Origin of the sequence: Burkholderia sp. 28_3 (genome assembly GCF_003253915.1) — a bacterium.
In the GTDB taxonomy this organism is placed as follows: domain Bacteria; phylum Pseudomonadota; class Gammaproteobacteria; order Burkholderiales; family Burkholderiaceae; genus Burkholderia; species Burkholderia cenocepacia.
This window is the reverse complement of sequence record NZ_QKZF01000001.1, coordinates 452,215-471,086: the sequence shown is the minus strand read 5'-3', so window position 1 is coordinate 471,086 and position 18,872 is coordinate 452,215. Positions and strand designations below refer to the sequence as shown.

Annotated in this window: 17 protein-coding genes; 7 read left to right on the top strand and 10 right to left on the bottom strand. The window is 68.1% G+C overall.

The features are described 5' to 3' along the window. Genes DFS13_RS02210 through DFS13_RS02200 form a run of 3 tightly spaced genes read right to left on the bottom strand, consistent with a single transcriptional unit; the run spans position 1 to position 2,458 of the window. On the bottom strand, positions 1-750 hold the full coding sequence (locus tag DFS13_RS02210; protein WP_060211148.1) for an electron transfer flavoprotein subunit beta/FixA family protein: 750 nt from the start codon (positions 748-750) through the stop codon (positions 1-3). A 37-nt stretch (positions 751-787) separates the two neighbouring features. Beyond that, entirely contained in the window at positions 788-1,576 is a 789-nt protein-coding gene (locus tag DFS13_RS02205) for an SDR family NAD(P)-dependent oxidoreductase (RefSeq protein WP_006483065.1), read from the bottom strand. 45 nt (positions 1,577-1,621) lie between these two features. After that, positions 1,622-2,458: an alpha/beta fold hydrolase gene (locus tag DFS13_RS02200; RefSeq protein ID WP_006483031.1), complete on the bottom strand. Its 837-nt coding sequence runs from the start codon at positions 2,456-2,458 to the stop codon at positions 1,622-1,624. 137 nt (positions 2,459-2,595) lie between these two features. Here DFS13_RS02200 and DFS13_RS02195 point away from each other — a divergent pair, with 137 nt between their 5' ends. The 7 genes from DFS13_RS02195 to DFS13_RS02165 all read left to right on the top strand — a co-directional run bounded on the left by DFS13_RS02195 (position 2,596) and on the right by DFS13_RS02165 (position 10,911). Next, positions 2,596-3,375 (top strand): SDR family oxidoreductase, encoded by a 780-nt coding sequence (locus DFS13_RS02195; RefSeq protein ID WP_006483021.1) that lies wholly within the window; start codon positions 2,596-2,598, stop codon positions 3,373-3,375. Positions 3,376-3,530: 155 nt separating this feature from the next. Continuing rightward, a complete protein-coding gene (locus tag DFS13_RS02190; protein WP_006494789.1) occupies positions 3,531-5,096 on the top strand; it encodes a DUF1302 domain-containing protein in 1,566 nt (521 codons plus the stop codon). Between the two features lie 40 nt (positions 5,097-5,136). Next, positions 5,137-6,519 (top strand): DUF1329 domain-containing protein, encoded by a 1,383-nt coding sequence (locus DFS13_RS02185; protein WP_034202300.1) that lies wholly within the window; start codon positions 5,137-5,139, stop codon positions 6,517-6,519. 99 nt (positions 6,520-6,618) lie between these two features. Further along, complete coding sequence (gene dmpE, locus DFS13_RS02180) at positions 6,619-7,401, top strand: 2-oxopent-4-enoate hydratase (protein WP_034202299.1); 783 nt, start codon at positions 6,619-6,621, stop codon at positions 7,399-7,401. 13 nt (positions 7,402-7,414) lie between these two features. Next, positions 7,415-8,314, top strand: coding sequence for an acetaldehyde dehydrogenase (acetylating) (locus tag DFS13_RS02175; protein ID WP_006483009.1), 900 nt, complete (start codon positions 7,415-7,417; stop codon positions 8,312-8,314). A 16-nt stretch (positions 8,315-8,330) separates the two neighbouring features. Next, complete coding sequence (gene dmpG, locus DFS13_RS02170; RefSeq protein ID WP_060211149.1) at positions 8,331-9,362, top strand: 4-hydroxy-2-oxovalerate aldolase; 1,032 nt, start codon at positions 8,331-8,333, stop codon at positions 9,360-9,362. Positions 9,363-9,531: 169 nt separating this feature from the next. Further along, on the top strand, positions 9,532-10,911 hold the full coding sequence (locus tag DFS13_RS02165) for an MFS transporter (protein WP_060211150.1): 1,380 nt from the start codon (positions 9,532-9,534) through the stop codon (positions 10,909-10,911). A gap of 27 nt (positions 10,912-10,938) precedes the next feature. Here the strand turns inward: DFS13_RS02165 and DFS13_RS02160 are convergent, their stop codons facing one another. The 7 genes from DFS13_RS02160 to DFS13_RS02125 all read right to left on the bottom strand — a co-directional run bounded on the left by DFS13_RS02160 (position 10,939) and on the right by DFS13_RS02125 (position 18,861). Continuing rightward, complete coding sequence (locus DFS13_RS02160) at positions 10,939-11,196, bottom strand: hypothetical protein (RefSeq protein WP_058903164.1); 258 nt, start codon at positions 11,194-11,196, stop codon at positions 10,939-10,941. A 415-nt stretch (positions 11,197-11,611) separates the two neighbouring features. Further along, positions 11,612-11,875, bottom strand: coding sequence for a translation initiation factor IF-1 (infA, locus tag DFS13_RS02150; protein ID WP_006483034.1), 264 nt, complete (start codon positions 11,873-11,875; stop codon positions 11,612-11,614). 464 nt (positions 11,876-12,339) lie between these two features. Then, positions 12,340-12,543 carry a cold-shock protein gene (locus tag DFS13_RS02145; protein ID WP_006483056.1) on the bottom strand — a complete coding sequence of 68 codons (204 nt, stop codon included), beginning with the start codon at positions 12,541-12,543 and terminating at the stop codon, positions 12,340-12,342. A gap of 290 nt (positions 12,544-12,833) precedes the next feature. Further along, positions 12,834-13,913 carry a Rieske 2Fe-2S domain-containing protein gene (locus DFS13_RS02140; RefSeq protein ID WP_006483025.1) on the bottom strand — a complete coding sequence of 360 codons (1,080 nt, stop codon included), beginning with the start codon at positions 13,911-13,913 and terminating at the stop codon, positions 12,834-12,836. Between the two features lie 67 nt (positions 13,914-13,980). After that, entirely contained in the window at positions 13,981-16,440 is a 2,460-nt protein-coding gene (locus DFS13_RS02135; RefSeq protein ID WP_111441337.1) for an RND family transporter, read from the bottom strand. Positions 16,441-16,533: 93 nt separating this feature from the next. Then, positions 16,534-17,496 (bottom strand): YCF48-related protein, encoded by a 963-nt coding sequence (locus DFS13_RS02130; protein ID WP_006494780.1) that lies wholly within the window; start codon positions 17,494-17,496, stop codon positions 16,534-16,536. A 159-nt stretch (positions 17,497-17,655) separates the two neighbouring features. Next, positions 17,656-18,861 (bottom strand): acetyl-CoA C-acyltransferase, encoded by a 1,206-nt coding sequence (locus DFS13_RS02125; RefSeq protein WP_058903167.1) that lies wholly within the window; start codon positions 18,859-18,861, stop codon positions 17,656-17,658. Between the last annotated feature and the right edge of the window lie 11 nt (positions 18,862-18,872).

Sequence of the window (18,872 nt, the reverse complement as noted above, 5' to 3'; positions counted from 1 at the left end):
TTACAGCACCTTGGCTTCGGTCTTCAGCTTGCCGACCAGCGTCTGCACGTCCGGCACCTTCACGCCGGCTGCGCGCTTCGGCGGCTCGCTCACCTTGAGCACTTTCACGCGCGGTAATACGTCGACGCCGAGATCGTCGGGCTTCACCGTTTCCAGCGGCTTCCTCTTTGCCTTCATGATGTTCGGCAGCGTCACGTAGCGTGGCTCGTTCAGGCGCAGGTCGGTCGTCACGACCGCGGGCAGTCGAAGCGACAGCGTCTGCGCGCCGCCGTCGACTTCGCGCGCCACCGTCGCATGGCCGTCGGCGATCACGACTTTCGACGCGAACGTCGCCTGCGGCAGACCGGCCAGCGCGGCGAGCATCTGGCCCGTCTGGTTCGCATCGTCGTCGATCGCCTGCTTGCCGAGAATCACCAATTGCGGCTGCTCCCGCTCGACCAGCGCCTTCAACACCTTCGCGACGCCCAGCGGTTCGACGCCTTCATTCGACTCGACGAGAATCGCGCGATCCGCGCCGATCGCCAGCGCCGTGCGCAGCGTTTCCTGCGCCTGCGCGACACCCACCGATACCGCGACCACTTCGGTCGCGACTCCAGCCTCCTTCAACCGCACCGCTTCTTCCACCGCGATTTCGTCGAACGGGTTCATCGACATCTTCGCGTTCGCGATATCGACGCCCGTCCGGTCGGATTTCACGCCGACCTTCACGTTCGCGTCGACCACGCGTTTCACTGCCACGAGCACTTTCAACTGCCTGTCTCCTGTTCCGTTGCGCGAGCGCGCCGTATCAGCGCGCGGTAAACCCGCCGTCGATCACGAGCTCCGCGCCCGTCACGTAGCGGCCTGCCGGCGACACGAGATACAGGATGCCGGCCGCGATATCGCGCGGATTGCCGATCTTCGCCATCGGCACGTGCGTCTGCATGTACTCGAACGCGCGATCGGGGTCCTGGCCCATCTGGCGAAACGCGTCCTCGAGCATCGGCGTGCGGATATAGCCGGGATGCACCGAGTTCGCGCGGATGTTCTTCGCCGCGTACAGCATCGCGTCGACCTTTGCCATCATCCGCACCGCGGCCTTCGACGCGTGATACGCGGGCACGTCGGGGCCGCCGACGATCCCGTACATCGACGACAGGTTCACGATCGATCCGCCGCCGGCTGCGTCGATATGCGGAATCGCCGCGCGCGTGCACAGGAACACGCCGTTGACGTTCACGTCCTGCACGCGCTGCCATTGCGCGAGCGTGAGCTCGTGCGTCGGCACGTTGTGCCCTTCGATGCCCGCGTTGTTCACGAGCACGTCGAGGCGCCCGAAGCGCGCGACGATCTCGTCGAACACGCGCGCCACATCCGCCTCGTGCGTGACGTCGAGCGACCAGAATGCGGCCTGGCCGCCCTGTGCGCGGATGTCCTCGACCAGCGCTTGCGCCGGCTGCGACAGCACGTCGAGAATCGCGACGCTCGCGCCGGCCGCGGCCAGCGTACGCGCCGTCTCGGCGCCGATACCGCGCGCGCCGCCGGTGATCGCGGCCACCTTGCCGCGCAGGTCGAACAGTTCTTCGATGAGTTTCATGTCGTCTCCTTGTATTCGGATGGGCGCCTGCGAGCGCATCCGGCGTTATCGCGTATTCCGCGCCGCAAGAAAATCGAGGCATTCCCGATTGAAATAATCGGCGTGCTCCACCATCACCCAATGGCCGCAGCGGTTCATCAGCACGAAGCGCGCATCGCGGCAGCGTTCGAGGAAGGTCAGCGCGCCGCCGACCGGATTGAAGCGATCGTCCGTACCCCAGAAACCGAGCACCGGGCTGCGCAGATCGCCGAGCGCCGCGGTCAGGTTCGGCACGCTCATCGTCGACAGCACTTCGGTCGGCTGCTCGACGCATACCTTCATCCGCTCGGCGACGAGCGCGTCGGTGACGATCGCCGGATCGTGCACGAGCAGCGTCAGCAGTTCGCGCATCGTGTCGTCATTCATCTGGCGATGGGTGAACAGCTTCACCATCCGCTGAATCCCTTCCATCCGGAAATAGGTGTCGCGATCCTCGACGCCGCCGGGCGCCATCATGATCAGCCCGTCCACTTCGTCCGGGTAGTCGAGTGCGTATTTCAGCGCGATCGCGCCGCCGAGCGAATTGCCGAGCAGGACGGCCGGCCCGATCCCGAGCGCGGCGAGTTGCGCATGCAGCGCACCGACGAAGAAATCGAGCGTATAGGCGACGTCGGACGGCTTCGACGACTGCCCGTAGCCGGGCAGGTCGACGACGATCGCGCGATGGCCGGCCGCCGCGAACGCCGGATAGTTGTGCTTGAAGTTGCTGAAGCCGCTGGCGCCCGGCCCGCTGCCGTGAATGAACACCACCGGCCGGCCCTCGCCCGCCTCGAAATGATGCAGGCGCATGCCGCCCGGTACGTCGGTGAAGATGCCGGCCGGCGGCGTCGTGGGGGTCGTCATCGCGGGTTGTCTCCTTCGTCGTTCGATGGATGCCTGCCACGATGATTGCGCCGCCGGCGCCGGCCGACATCATCCTTTCAGACTACGAAGCCGCGCGCACTTGTTCCTATCATCGGTCCACCGAAACGGAGGCGACGATGAACGGATTCGACTACAGCGGCAAGACGGTGCTCGTGACGGGCGGCACCAAGGGCATCGGGCGGCGCATCGCCGAACGGTTTCTCGCGGCCGGGGCGCGCGTGTTCGTCTGCGGACGCAGCGCGCCCGATACGCCGCCGTCGGCGAATGGCCGCACGGCTGCCTTCGTCGCGGCCGACCTGCGCGACATCGAGCAGGTCGACGCGATGCTCGCGACGATCCGCGACATGGCCGGCGGCCTCGACGTGCTCGTCAACAACGCGGGCGGCTCGCCGTTCGCGCTCGCGGCCGATGCGTCGCCGCGCTTCACCGAATCGATCGTGCGGCTGAACCTGATCGCGCCGCTGCAACTCGCGCAGCGCGTGAACGCGATCATGCAGCCGCAATCCACGGGCGGCGTGATGCTGTTCATCGCGAGCGTCAGCGCATCGCGGCCGTCGCCCGGCACGGCCGCATACGGCGCCGCGAAAGCCGGCCTCGTCAACGCGGTCACGTCGCTCGCGGTCGAGTGGGCGCCGCGCGTGCGCGTGTGCGCGATCAGCCCGAGCCTCGTGCAGACCGACGCGGCGACCGAAGGCCACTACGGCGACGATGCCGCGCTCGACGCGATTCGCGCGACGATTCCCGCCGGCCGGCTCGCGACACCCGACGACGTCGCCGCCGCCTGCCTGTTCCTCGCATCGCCCGACGCGTCGTACACGTCGGGCGCGAACCTGCGACTCGACGGCGGCGGCGAACGGCCCGCGTTCCTGTCGGCCGCACGGACGGACGCGCGCTGAACCATGCGATGCACACGGTGCGCAGCCGGTCGTTGCCGATGCTAGGGAAGTCCTCTAGTTCATTTTGACGATTCCCTGCTACCGCGATCTCCCTACTCTGCCTCTCACGACAACACACAGAGTCGACCGTCGTCGATACCCCAAGAGGAGACACCATGCATCAACGGATTTCGCGCCGTACCGACAAGCGGGCCGCCGCCACGCTGTCGACGCTGGCCGCCGCGCTGCTGACGTGCGCCGTTCCGGACGCACACGCCGGCAGCACGATCGCGCTCGGCGCCGACACGACGCTGGACTATACGTTCACGCTCAGTTACGGCCTCGGCATGCGCACCCGTGCGCCGAGCGGCAATCTGCTGACGCCGGCGAACATCAACGGCGACGACGGCGATCGCAACTTCGCGAAGAACAAGCTGATCGAGAACCAGGTCAGCCTGCTCGGCGAAGTGAACCTGAAGCATGACGACTGGGGGATATTCGTTCGCGCGGACACGTTCTACGACCAGGCGTATCGGCGCCCGAACTACAACGACGCGCCGGGCACCGTGAACCACTCCGGCCAGTACAACGACTTCACGAGCGACGCGCGCTACTGGTCGGGCGGCCACACGACGCTGCTCGCCGCGTACGCGTACAACACGTTCCATCTCGGTTCGACGAGCCTGAACGTGAAGGTCGGCGATCAGGTGGTCGCCTGGGGCGAAAGCCTGTTCTTCCCGAACATCGCGGGCGCACAGGGGCCGTCCGACGCGACCAAGTCGTACATGGCCGGCGCCGAGGTCAAGGACATCCTGCTGCCGGTGCCGCAGATCTCGACGCAGTGGCAGATCACGCCGAACTTCAGCCTGCTCGGCTACTACCAGTTCTCGTACCAGCAGAACCGGCTGACCGCGCCCGGCACGTACTGGAGCTACTCCGACGTCACGGGCCCCGGCGCGCAATACATCATCGGCCCGGGCGGGATGATCATTCCGCGCGGCCCGGACGACAAGCCGAGCGCACGCAACCAGTGGGGGATCGGCGCGCGCTTTCGCATACTCGGCGACACCGAGCTCGGCGTGTACCACCTGCACTACAACGACATGAACCCGAGCGTCGTCACGACGTACTTCCCGACGCTGCAGTACCAGCAGAAGTATTTCAGCAACATCAAGCTGACCGGCGCGAGCTTCTCGACGCAGGTCGGCCCGGTGAACGTCGCGGGCGAAGTGTCGTACCGCCAGGGCGCGGCCGTGCTGGTCAATACGGCGACCGGCCCGCAGTCGACCCGCGCGAACGTGCTGCAGACCAACCTGTCCGGCATCTACTCGATCGGGCCGAGCTTCCTCGCGAACTCGCAATCGCTGATCGGCGAACTCACGTACGTGCACGCAGGCAGCATCTCGGCGCTCGACGGCTCGACCACGCTGTCGAATTCGCGCAACGCGCTCGCGATGGAGATCGCGTGGACGCTCAGCTACAAGAACGTGTTCAACGGCTGGGATCTCGACGTGCCGCTGACCTACACGCACGACCTGACGGGCACGTCGCCGCTCGCTGGCGCACTCGGCTCGCTGACGGGCCAGGGCGATCACCGCGTGACGGCCGGGCTGACCTTCACGCGCCTGAGCAACCTGCAGCTGTCGCTCGTCTATGCCAAGTTCCTCGGCTCGCCGAACCCGGTCACGCGTCCGCTCTCGGATCGCGACTACGTACTGGCCACGGCGACCTATCACTTCTGAGCGGCCCGACCGCTCGTCACTCAGCAACAAGAGGATTGATATGAAACGCATTCATCTCCCCCTCCTTCGCGCCTCGGTGATGGCCGCGTGCGCGGTCGTCGCGACGGCGTCGTTCCCGAAGGTCACGCCGGACGACCTGAAGGCGCTCGACGGCCCGCTGACGCCGATGGGCGCGCTGCGCGCCGCGAGCAAGGACAACGGCGTGCCGGAGTGGTCGGGCAAGTGGCTCGGCACGCCGCCCGACGTGCAGTACAAGCGCGGCGGCCGCTACCCCGATCCGTTCGCGAACGAGAAGCCGATCGCGACGATCACCGCGGAAAACATGGCGCAGTATGCGGAGCATCTGACCGACGGTCAGAAGGCGATGTTCAAGCGCTATCCGGCCACGTTCAAGATCAACGTCTACCCGAGTCATCGCGATTTCCGCTACACCGATTCCGTCTACAAGGACATCCGCACGTACGCGCCCGATTCGACGATGACGTCCGACGCGAACGGGCTGACCAACGCGCCGCCGCAGGTGCCCTATCCGATCCCGAAGACGGCCGCCGAGCTGCTGTGGAATCAGCGCATGTCGTCGGCGATCGGTGCAGAACAGGCAACCTACGACCAGGCGGTCGTCTATTCCGACGGCAACATCGCGTGGGGCAAGGTGCGCTACGACATCTACTCGCCGCGCAACGTCGGCAAGTACGACGTGAAGAATGACCTGAACAACCGCACGTTCTACCGCAACGCGACGGAGCTGCCGCTGTCCGACCGCGGCTCGCTGATCGTCGGCTTCCAGAACTGGGACAAGGCCGGCGCGGACAACGCGTCGCGCACGTGGATGTACAACCCCGGCACCCGGCGCGTGCGTCAGGCGCCGGAATACGGCTATGACCAGCCGCAGGGCCCGGGCGGCTTCCGCACCGTCGACGACGATCGCCTGTACAACGGCCCCGGCGACCGCTACGACTGGAAGATCGTCGGCAAGCGCGAGATCTACGTGCCGTACGACAACTACAAGGCGATGGACAGCTCGGTCAAGTATGCGGACCTGCTGACCAAGGGGCATGAAAACCCGGCGTACATCCGCTACGAACTGCATCGTGTGTGGGTGCTGCAGGCGACGCTGAAGAGCAACTACCGTCATCAGTATGCGAAGCGCGTGCTGTACATCGACGAGGATTCCTGGATGACGCTGCTCGCCGACAACTACGACGCGCGCGGCCAGCTGTGGCGCACCAACGTCGCGACGACGCTGTATGCGTATGACGCGAAGACGTTCTATCCGGGCGTCGTGTTCTTCCACGACCTGATCTCCGGCGCATACATGGCCGACCGCCTCACCAACGAAGGCCCGATGCCGAAGCTCGACAACAGCCCGCAGTTCAGCGAAGCGTACTTCTCGCCGGACGCGATCCGTAGTTCGGGTAACTGATCGATCGACGCGGCCTGCCCGCGCTCCACGCGCCGGAGCCCCGCTCCGGCGCACGACGCCGCCCGCGACGGCGGCCTTTTTCCATTCGAGGGCCCTTTCATGTCTTCCCGCCTGCATACGACGCTCGGCGACGAGCTGTACGCCGCGTGGCACGCGCGCGCGCCGGTCGCGCCGCTGTCGAGCCGCCCGCGCCGTCTGTCGCTCGACGATGCCTATCTCATCCAGCAGCGCTTCATCGAACGCCGCGTCGAACACGGCGAAGCGGTCGTCGGCAAGAAGATCGGCGTGACGAGCCAGGCCGTGCAGGACATGCTCAACGTGCGCCAGCCCGATTTCGGCATCCTGCTGTCCGGCATGCACCATGCGGCCGGCGAAGCGATCGCGACCGACTCGCTGATCGCGCCGCGCGCCGAGGGCGAGATCGCGTTCATCCTCGCGCACGACCTGCGCGGCCCCGGCATCGACCGCACCGACGTGATCGCCGCGACGGCCGCCGTCGCGCCCTGCTTCGAGATCGTCGACTCGCGCATCCGCGACTGGGCGATCCGGATCGAGGACACCGTCGCCGACAACGCCTCGTGCGGTGTGTACGTACTCGGCGATGCGCGCGTCGATCCGCGCACGCTCGATCTCGCCGCCTGCGAGATGACGATCGAGAAAAACGGCGAGCCCGTCGCGCGCGGTCGCGGCGATGCGGCGCTCGGCCATCCCGCCGATGCGGTCGCGTGGCTCGCGAACACGCTCGCCGCCTACGACGTGCCGCTGCTTGCCGGCGAGATCGTGCTGTCCGGCTCGCTCGCGAAACTGATTCCGGTCACGGCCGGCGACACGCTGTCGATGCACATCGCCGGCATCGGCGGCTGCGACGTCCGCTTTATCTAAAGGAGCACTCCCGATGAAGAAAATCAAATGCGCATTGATCGGGCCGGGCAACATCGGCACCGATCTGTTGTACAAGCTGCGCCGTTCGCCGGTGCTCGAACCCGTGTGGATGGTCGGCGTCGACCCGGCATCCGACGGCCTCGCACGCGCGCGCGAGTTCGGCCTGAAAACCACCGACAAGGGGGTCGACGGGCTGCTGCCGCACGTCGTCGGCGACGAGATCCGCATCGCGTTCGACGCGACGTCGGCATACGTGCATCGCGACAATTCCGACAAGCTCACCGCGCTCGGCGTGAAGATGATCGACCTGACGCCCGCGGCGATCGGGCCGTATTGCGTGCCGCCGGTGAACCTCGACGCGCATCTCGACAGCGCGCAGACGAACGTGAACATGGTGACCTGCGGCGGCCAGGCGACGATTCCGATGGTGTATGCGGTGTCGCGCGTACAGCCGGTCGCGTACGGCGAGATCGTCGCGACCGTGTCGTCGCGCTCGGTCGGCCCCGGCACGCGCAAGAACATCGACGAGTTCACGCGCACGACGTCCGGCGCGATCGAACAGGTCGGCGGCGCACGCAAGGGCAAGGCGATCATCGTCATCAACCCGGCCGAGCCGCCGCTGATCATGCGCGACACGATCCACTGCCTGACCGACGGGCCGCCCGACGTCGACGCGATCACCGCGTCCGTGCATGCGATGGTCAAGGAAGTGCAACGCTACGTGCCCGGCTACACGTTGAAGAACGGCCCGGTGTTCGACGGCAATCGCGTGTCGGTGTTCATGGAAGTCGAGGGGCTCGGCGACTACCTGCCGAAGTACGCGGGCAACCTCGACATCATGACCGCCGCCGCGGCCGCCACGGCCGAGCGTTTCGCCGAACAGATGCTGGCCGCGACGGCCGCCACCGCTTGAGCCGAGGAGCCACACGATGTCACTTGCAGGCAAGAAGATCACCGTCCACGACATGTCGCTGCGCGACGGGATGCACCCGAAGCGCCACCAGATCACGCTCGACCAGATGCGCGACATCGCGCGCGGGCTCGACGCGGCCGGCGTGCCGCTGATCGAGGTCACGCACGGCGACGGCCTCGGCGGCGCGTCGGTCAACTACGGGTTTCCCGCGCACACCGACGAGGCATACCTGAGCGCCGTGATTCCGGAGCTGAAACAGGCCCGGGTGTCCGCGCTGCTGCTGCCCGGCATCGGCACCGTCGAGCACCTGCGCATGGCGCACGCACTCGGCGTCGGCACGATCCGCGTCGCGACGCACTGCACCGAGGCCGACGTGTCCGAGCAGCATATCGGCCTCGCACGCACGCTCGGGCTCGACACGGTCGGTTTCCTGATGATGGCGCACATGTCGTCGCCGGCACAGCTCGTCGTACAGGCGAAGCTGATGGAGTCGTACGGCGCGAACTGCATCTACATCACCGATTCGGCCGGCCACATGCTGCCCGACGACGTGACCGCGCGAATCGGCCAGGTGCGCGACGCGCTGAAGCCGGAGACGGAGCTCGGCTTCCACGGCCACCACAACCTCGCGATGGGCGTCGCGAATTCGGTCGCGGCGGTCGCCGCCGGCGCGAACCGGATCGACGCGGCGGCGGCCGGCCTCGGCGCCGGCGCGGGCAACACGCCGATGGAAGTGTTCGTCGCGGTGTGCGACCGGATGGGGATCGAAACGGGCGTCGACGTATTCGCGATTTCCGACGTCGCCGAGGATCTCGTCGTGCCGATCATGGATGCGCCGATCCGTCTCGACCGCGATGCGCTGACGCTCGGCTATGCGGGCGTCTACTCGTCGTTCCTGCTGTTCGCGAAGCGTGCGGAAGCGAAGTACGGGATTCCGGCGCGCGACATCCTCGTCGAGCTGGGCCGTCAGCGGCTCGTCGGCGGGCAGGAGGACATGATCGAGGATGCGGCGCTGACGATGGTGCGGGCGCGAAAGGTGGCGGCGTAGGCGGACGCGATCGTTCACGGCCAACCAACGGAAACGGGGCGCAAGCCCCGTTCGTCGTTGGATGCACGGGCATGTCGATTGCGCGCGCCCGGGGCGCCCGCCTGCTGACACCACGCTGTCAGCAGGCGGGCCCTAAGCTCGAACGTCCGACACCCGAGGAGCATCGCCCGTGGCCCATACCGGAGAACTGGCCGCACTGGCCGAGCGCGCCGTCAAACGGCGCGGTGTCACCCTGCTGACCCTGTGCCTCGCCGTACTCGTCGCGCAGGTCGACACGGCCGTCGTCAATCTCGCGACGCGCGCCATCGGCGCCTATTTCCACGCCGGCGTCGGTGCATTGCAATGGGTCGTCGACAGCTACAACCTCACGTACGCGGTGCTGCTGCTGACCGGCGGCCTGCTCGCCGACCTGTACGGCCGGCGCCGCATCTTCATGGCCGGCACGGCCGTTTTCACGCTTGCGTCGCTGCTGTGCGCGCTCGCGCCATCGGTATCGGTGCTGATCGCCGCACGTGCGCTGGCCGGCATCGGCGCGGCGTTGTTGCTGCCGGCGTCGCTTGCGATCGTGCGCGTCGTGTGGCGCGATCCGGTCGCGCGCGGCCGCGCGCTCGGCATCTGGGCCGCGTGCAACGGCGTCGCGATGGCGCTCGGCCCGACGCTCGGCGGCGTGCTGATCCGGCACTTCGGCTGGCGCAGCATCTTTTTCGTCGTCGTGCCGCTGAGCGTCGCCGCGATGCTGCTCGCGATTCCGGCCGTGCCCGAATCGTCCGATCCGCACGGCCGTCATTTCGACGGTGCGGCGCAAGTCGCGGGCGCACTCGCGCTCGGCGCGCTCGCGTATGCGGCGATCGTGTTCCGCGACGCACCGGTCGCCTGCACGATCGCCGGCTGCATCGCGGTCGCGTCGTTCGTCGCGTTCGTGGCGATCGAGCGCCACCACGGAGAATCCGCGCTGGTGCCGCTGGACCTCTTCCGGATCAGCGCATTTCGCGGCGCGATCGCCGCGACCACCGGCATGACGTTCGGAATGTACGGCGTGCTGTTCCTGCTGCCGCTGACGTGGCAAAGCGTCGGCCGCCTCGATTCGACCGGCGCGGGGCTCGCGCTGCTGCCGATGGCACTCGTGTTCGTCGTCGTGTCGCCGTGGTCGGGGCCGTTGTCGGAGCGTATCGGCACGCGTGCGACGACGGCCGGCGGTGTCGCGGTGATCGCGAGCGGGCTCGCCGCGATCGGCGCATCGGCCGAGTCAGCGAGCCTGCTCGGCGCCGAAATCGGGCTGGCGTTGACGGGGCTCGGGATGGGGATCGCGACGGGCCCGCTGATGACCGTCGCGGTCGGTGCGGTCGACGCGGCGCGTTCGGGCACCGCCAGCGCGCTCGTCAACGTCGCGCGAATGACCGGCGCGACGCTCGGCATCGCGGTGCTCGGCACGGCGTTCGCAGCCGCGCATGGCGGCGCGGCCGGCCTGCGCGTCGCGATGCTCGCCGGCGCGGCGGTTCAACTGACGGGCGCGGCGGTATCGGCGGTCAGCGTGCAGCGGGCGGCATGACGCGACACATGCGCACCCGCCGTTCGCTCAATGGTGCTTCCCGCCATGTTTGCGCGCCCGGTGCTCGGCGCGCTTGCGCAGCAGCACCGGCATCAGTTCCTCGATGTACTGGCTGTACTGGCGCGCCTGCCCGCGCGTGACGATCTCGCTGAAGCGCTGATGCGCGTGATCCTGGCCAACCAGCGCCGCATGCGCTTTCCTCAGGATGTGCAGATAGGCGATCAGGCTCGTGCCATCGCGCACGGGCAGTGCATCGCGCGGGTCCGGCGTCGGGGCGGTACTCATGCTCGGATCCTTTGTGGACAATCGGTCCGGCAGGTTGTCGTGACGAGCCCGCACCGAAGGGATTGAAAGCCGCGTGCGGGCCGCGAATTGCCGACGAGTGTACGACCGCGCCGGCCCGCGCGTAAAGCCGCAGGCGAACGACGTCGCAACGGGTGCGTTCAGTCGCCGGCCGATGCGGACGACGATGCGTTTCGCCCGGCTCGTGCGGTTCGGAACGGGGAGACTTGCTGCAGGACGCGGCCGCCTGAGCGTGGTACACGCACGGCGCCGGCAAAGGCGGGAGAAGCCGCCGCGGCGCGATGGCGCCGCCGGCGACCGGCGAACGGCACACCGTGCGCCGCTCAGCCGGTTCGTCCGGCCGTGCGGCCGGACGGGTGTCGATCGGTGCGCGCTGCGGCGCACCGATGGTGGCCGCTTAGCGGCGCGGCTGCCCGCTTCGCGGCGGACGCGGCGAATTCGCGTCCTTGTGCCGGAAGTTGATGCGGCCCTTGGTGAGGTCGTACACCGACAGTTCGAGCGTCACGCGATCGCCCGCGAGAATGCGGATGTGGTTCTTGCGCATGCGGCCCGACGCGTATGCGCCGACCACGACGCCGTTTTCCAGCGTGACACGGTATTTGCTGTCCGGCAGCACTTCGTCGACGATTCCGTCCAGTTCCAGCAGTTCTTCTTTTGCCAAACCAATTCCTCCAGACAAGGTGATTGACCGCGGCCGGCGACTGCCCGGCGCCGATTCCCGCAAACGGGACGGCGGCCGGCAGGCTGCCGGGATCGGTTCGTTCAGACGGGCCTCGGGCCTGTCTTGCGATCGGAGCCCGGCGCGTTGCGACGTTCGGGCGGTCGGTGGCTGCGGCGCCAGCAGCGCCGCGCAAGTCGGGACCGCGCCAGCTACGGCATGGCGGCGGTCTGCTCGGGTTGATGCGTTGAAGCGGTGATGCGCTCGCAAAACGGCTTGCGCTTCGCGAGGGCGTTGCGTCGCATGCGGTTCAGGCATGCGATGAGGGAGGCGTCACGACCGATGCATCGTGAATGTCGCGATGCATCGGTCGTGCGCATCGGAACGCACAGGCCGCCGTCAGGCAGCGCCCCGCGCGATACTCCATCCGGCAACGGCCGCCGATCGGCGACCGCTGCCGATGCGGCTTACTGCGGCGTGATGTTCGACGCTTGCAGACCCTTCGGGCCACGCTTCACTTCGAAGCTGACCTTCTGGCCTTCGGCCAGGGTCTTGAAGCCCGTGCCGCGAATTTCCGAGAAATGGGCGAACAGATCGTCGCCGCCGTTGTCCGGGGAAATGAAACCAAAGCCCTTGGTTTCGTTGAACCACTTGACGGTACCGGTATCCACAAATACTTCCTTAATACAAATGACGAATGGTGAACATGCGCCCGCGACGGGCACAGAAAGAATCAAAGAGGGAGAGACCAACGACTGCCGCACGGTGTGCGGCCAATGATGAGCAATCGAACTTCTTGACGACTTCGGTCTCGGACACTACGCGGTAGCGACCGTTTCGTCAAGTTCTTTTGGTGCGGCGCACAAGCGCAGGTGCCCGGCGCGCCTTCTGCGGCGGGTGTTGCCGGCCGATCGACGCGCTTTCGATACGCCCCTCTTTTCCGGCCGGCCTGCCCCCTTTTTTACTGCGGCTCGAACACGTGATGCAGCGCCGGCGGCGCGTCGCCTTCGCGAATGCGCATCTCGAACGCCTTGCGCGCGACGCTCGCGGGCCGCACGTCGGCCACGTCCAGGTAGAACTGCGAATACCAGTCGCGCATCTGGTACAGCGGGCCGTCGCCTTCGCACAGCAGCGGGTTGTCGATCCGCGTCTTGCTGTGCCAGATGTCCACGTCCTCGTAGAACGCGCGCTGCGCTTCCTTCACGTACGCATTCGCGATCTCCATGTTCTGCTCGTCGGACAGTCCGGCCACCTTCTTCACGATCACGCCGTACCGCAGCTCGAAGCTGTTCATGTCGATCGGCACGTGGCAGTTCAGCAGCACCGAATGGATCGGCTGCCCGTTGCTCTGCCCCGTCATCTGCGTGATGTGCACGGCCGGCCCGAAATAGGTCGACAGCGCGGTCAGGCTGTCGCCGCCGAGCTTCTCGCTGCGGCCGACCAACAACTGTGTCGCCTTGTGGTGCTCGAACAGGTTCGCGAAATAGTCGATCGGCGCACGGTGCACGGTCGCGAAGTGCGCGACGTCCGAGATGTTGTCGACCAGCTCGCGGCAATTCGCGTGGATCACCATCTTGTCGATGACCCAGCCCGACCATTCGTCCGAGAAACACACGTCGAGGCGCGGAATCGCGACCTCGGCCGGCGGCGCATGGCCTTCCGGGTCGTTCCACACGAACAGCAGGTTGTTTTCCTCGCAGGTCGGCCACGCGCCGATGCGCGCCTTCGGCGGAATCCGCTTGCAGTACGGAATCGACGCGCACTGGCCTTCGCCGTTCCACGCCCAGCCGTGGAACGGGCACACGAGGGTGTCGCCCTGGACCGTGCCGAGGCTCAGGTCGGCGCCCATGTGCGGGCAATAGGCGTCGACGACGTTGACCTTGCCGGTCGAATCGGCGAACGCGGCGAGCTTGCGGCCGAAGATGTTCAGCGTATGCGGCTTGCCGTCCTGGTAGTCGCGGGCGAGGCCGAGGCAGTGCCAGCCGCGCGCATAGCGCTGCGCGAGCGGCTGGGCTTCGATCTTGTAAGGGCGTGCGGACATGTGGGTTGACTCCTCTTGTGGAGAGCGCGCGGCGGCCCGCCGCGCGCGGGGAAAATCGGCGCGCCGTTCAGCGCACCGGGTTGCCGTGTTCGAGTGCGGGCGCCGGCTGCGGCGGCGCGGGGGTCGCCGGCGACGGCTGCTGCTTCGGCAGGCGGCGCTCGGCACGCTCGACGCCGAGCCACGCGGCGAGCGCGGGCAGCAGGAACACCGCGCCGAACAGGTTCACGAGGAACATGAACGCGAGCAGCACGCCCATGTCGACCTGGAACTTCAGCGCGGAGAACGCCCACGTGCCGACGCCGATGAACATCGTGACGGCCGTGAACAGCGCCGCCGTGCCGCGCTGGCGCATCGCATCGGCGAACGCGTCCGGCAGCGTCGCGCCGTGGCGGAGGTCGTGCTGCAGGCGCTCGTACAGGTAGATCCCGTAGTCGACGCCGACGCCCACGCCGAGCGTGATCACCGGCAGCGTCGCGACCTTCAGCCCGATGCCGAGCCGCGCCATCACCGCGTTGCACAGGATCGACACGAGCGTGAGCGGCACGATGATGCACAGCACCGCGCGCCACGAGCGGAACGTGAGCGCGCAGAGCAGCGCGATCGCGCCGAAGATCGACAGCAGCATCGCGATCTCCGCGTCGCCGACCGCCTCGTTGGTCGCGGCCATCACGCCGACGTTGCCGCCCGCGAGCCGGAACGCGACGTTCGGCGTCGGATTCTCGGCCGCGAAGCGCTTGATCTCGTCGACGATGTGCGCGATGGTCGTGCCTTCGTGGTTCTTCGTGTAGATCAGGACCTGGATCGCCTTGCAGTTCGCGGTGTTCATCCCGTTGTCGGGATCGAACGCGTTGGCGCCCTGCGTGAGTCCGTCGCTGGAACGCGGCAGCGCGGCCCAGCGCGGGTTGCCTTCGTTGAACGCGGCGATGAACACCTTGCCCTGCGACGCCACGCTCGTCACCGACTGCACGCCGGCCACGCCGCGCATGTTCATCTCGAAGCGTTCGATCGCGCTCATCACCGGGTAATGCAGGCATGCGTCGTCGAAGCCGGTCGTCTCGACGATCACCGACAGTACGTCCACGCCGATGTTGTACTGGTGCGTGATCGCCGCGTTGTCGACGTTGTAGCGCGAGTTCGCGCGCAGCTCCGGCGCGCCGGTGCCGATGTCGCCGATCTCCAGCCGGCGCGATTCGAGCGTGCCGTACGCGAGCAGCGCGAGCGCCACCGCGCACACGCCGAGCGCCGGCGCCGGCCGCGCGAACACCGCGAAGCGCGACCACATCCGGCTGCCGCCGGCCGCCGCGGTGCGCTGCGCGCGCGCCAGCGTGCCGGGCTCGAGCCGCGTGTACGACAGCAGGATCGGCAGGAACACCTTGTTGGTCACGATCATCAGCAGCACGCCGAGGCATGCAGTGATGCCGAGCTCACGCACGATGTCGATCCTGATCCGCATGATCACCATGAAGCCGAGCGCGTTGGTCAGCAGCGCGACGGTGCCCGGCACGAACAGCTTGCGGAACGCGTCGCGCGCGGCATCGACCGACGACGCGCCGCGCACCAGCGCCTGCTTCCACGCGTTGGTCATCTGCACCGCGTGCGACACGCCGATCGAGAAGATCAGGAACGGCACGAGGATCGACATCGGGTCGATGCCGAGCCCGAGCAGCGGCAGTGCGCCGAGCAGCCAGACGACCGGCAGCAGCGCGACGACGAGCGCCAGCGCGGTGGTCTTCAGCGAACGCGTATACGCGAACAGCAGCGCGGCCGTGACGAGGAACGCGAGCGCGAAGAACGCCATCACGCCGGCGATCCCGGCTTCGACGTCGCCCACCAGCTTCGCGAAGCCGATGATGTTCACGTCGATGCCCCGTTTCGCGTACTTCGCGCGAATCTCCTCCAGCTGGTGCGCGACCGCGCTGTAGTCGAGCCGCTTGCCGGTCGCGGGATCGGTCTCGCGCAGTTCCGCGCGGATCAGCGCCGACTTCAGGTCGTTGCCGACCAGCCGGCCGATCTGCCCCGAGCGCGCGACGTTGCGGCGCACCTTCGCGAGATCGTCCGGGTTCGCGCTCGAGAACTGGCCGGGCACGACCACGTCGCCGCGAAAACCGGCCTCGGTCACCTCGGTGTAGTGGACGTTCGGCGTGAACAGCGAGAACACGCGCGAACGGTTCACGCCGGGGATGAAGAACACGTCGTCGGTCGCGTGGCGCAGCGCGTCCATGAAGGTCTGGTTATAGATGTCGCCGTCACCCTTCCAGCGCAGGCTCACGAGGATCGTGTTCGCGCCGGGGAACGCCCCCGCGTAGCGTTCGAACACCTGCATGTACGGGTGCTGCATCGGGATCATCTTGTTGAAGCCCGGATCGAGCTTCAGCCGCGTCGCGGACAGCCCGAGCGCGAGCGTCACCGCGACGCACAGCAGCATCAGCAGCCGGCGCCGGCGGATGATCGTGTTGGCGCAGCGCTCGACGAACGTGGCGAGGCGCGACGCGGAAACGGCTTCAGGGGGACGGGACAGGTCGTTCATGGAATTCTCGTGTCGGGACGGACGGGCGATGCGAAACGAACGGATACGGGCGAAAAACGGCGGCTGCATCGATCGCGGCCGCCGGGCCGCGCGTCAGGACGGCAACACGGCGAGCGGCGCGACACCGGATTCGCCGCCGAGCAGCAGCGCGCCGTGCCCCATGTCGAGCACGGCCGCGAGGCTCTGCACGCCGCCGAGCTTGCGTACGTCGAAAGTCAGCCCGCCGTCTTTCGACACGACGATCGCGCCGCCCTGGCCGACCAGCACGAGTTCGCCATCCGCGAGCTGCGTCGCGCCGAAATACGACACCGGCACGTGGCTGTCGACGTGCGTCCAGGTCGCGCCGTGATCGGTGCTGCGCACCACGTTGCCGCGCATCCCGTATGCGACCCAGTCGCCGTTCGCGAGCATCAGCGCGCCGAACAGCGAACCCGCGTACGGCGACGGCGGCTTGTCCCACGTGACGCCGTTGTCGGCCGAGCGCAGCAGCGTGCCGCTCTCGCCCGCGACCAGCAGGTTGCCGCGGCCGTCGCCGACGATCGCGTTCAGGTGGCGGTCGCCGGCCGGCGTCTTCACCGTCCGCCAGTTGACACCCGCATCGTCCGAGCGCAGCAGCTGGCCGAAGCTGCCGGCCGCGAACAGCGGGCCGTCGGCGGTACCCCAGATCGACAGCAGCGGATCGGAATGGTCGTGGTCGATGTGCACCTCGCGCCAGTGCATGCCCGCGTCGTCGCTGCGCACGATCCGCCCGTCGTGGCCGACCGCGATCCCGAGCGTCGGCGTGATGAAGCGCACCTGCGTGAGCGTCGATGCCGGGTCGTGCGCGATCGCCGCCGGCCGCCAGTGCGCACCCGCGTCGTCGCTCAGCAGGATCACGCCGCGCTCGCCGACCGCGACGATGCGCGTCGTGCCGGCACGGGCGAGCCCGTTGATCTGCAATCGGTCGGCATGGATCGCGGTGACCGGGAACGCCGGCAGCGGGCGCGGCGAGAATGCGAACAGCGCGGCGCCGAGCACGAGCGCCGATATCGCGAGTCCGGGCAAGGTTCGTTTCATGCTTGTCTCCTGTGTCTGCGATCGACGGCGGCAGGCGCCGAAGCGCCGGCCACCGTCGGCCGCCAGTCTCTGGGCCGTCGGTCGTTGCCGCGGCCTCGAAGGGTCCTGAATGGATGGCCGCTCGTGCGGCGCGGCTCGTCCGCGTGCCGCTACCGGACGTTATGCGCCGACGTCGAACAGCGCGGCCGCCCCCATCCCGCCGCCGATGCACATCGTCACGACCGCGTGCCGCACGCCGCGCCGCGCGCCTTCGAGCAACGCGTGCATCGTCATCCGCGTGCCCGACATCCCGAACGGATGGCCGAGCGCGATCGCGCCGCCGTCCACGTTCAACCGGTCGTCCGGGATGCCAAGCGTGTCGCGGCAGTACAGCGCCTGGCACGCGAATGCCTCGTTCAGCTCCCACAACCCGACGTCGGCCACGGTCATCCCGAAGCGCGCCAGCAGCTTCGGAATCGCGAACACCGGGCCGATACCCATCTCGTCCGGCGCGCAGCCTGCCACCGCGAGGCCGCGGAACGCGCCGAGCGGCGTCAGCCCGCGACGCGTCGCCTCGGCGCGCGACATCACGACCACGGCCGCCGCGCCGTCCGACAGCTGCGATGCGTTGCCCGCGGTCACGAACTCGCCCTGCTCGACGAGCTTGCCGCCGCTCCACGACGGCTTCAGCCCCGCGAGCCGCTCGGCCGTCGTGTCGGCGCGCACGCCCTCGTCGCGCGCCGCGCGCACCGCTTCGTGGCCGGCCGGATTGCCTTCCTCGTCGAACAGCGCGCGCCGCACGTCGAGCGGCGCGATTTCCGCGTCGAAGCGGCCGGCTGCCTGCGCGCCGGCGGTGCGCTGGTGGCTCTGCAGCGCGAATGCGTCCTGCGCCGCGCGCGAAATGCCGTAGCGGCGCGACACGATCTCGGCCGTTTCCATCATCGCGATGTACGCGTCGGGCTGGTGCTCGAGCACGGCCTGCGAACGCGCGCGATACGCGTTCTTGTGCTTGTTCTGCGTGAGCGAGATCGACTCGACGCCGCCCGCGACGACGATCCGCGCATCGCCCGCGCCGATGCTGCGCGCCGCGCTCGCGATCGACATCAGGCCCGACGAGCACATGCGGTCGATCGCCATCCCCGGCACCGACGCCGGCAGCCCGGCCGCCGCGGCCGACAGGCGGCCGATGTTGTAGCCCTGCGTGCCCTGCTGCGCGGCGCAGCCGATCAGCACGTCGTCGACGTCGGCCGGCGCGACGCCCGCGCGTTCGAGCGCGGCGCGCACGACGTGGCCGCCCAGCGCGGGCGCCTCGGTGTCGTTGAACATGCCGCGAAACGCCTTGCCGATCGGCGTGCGTGCGACGGAAACGATGACTGCGTCTTCCATGTGCTGGCTCT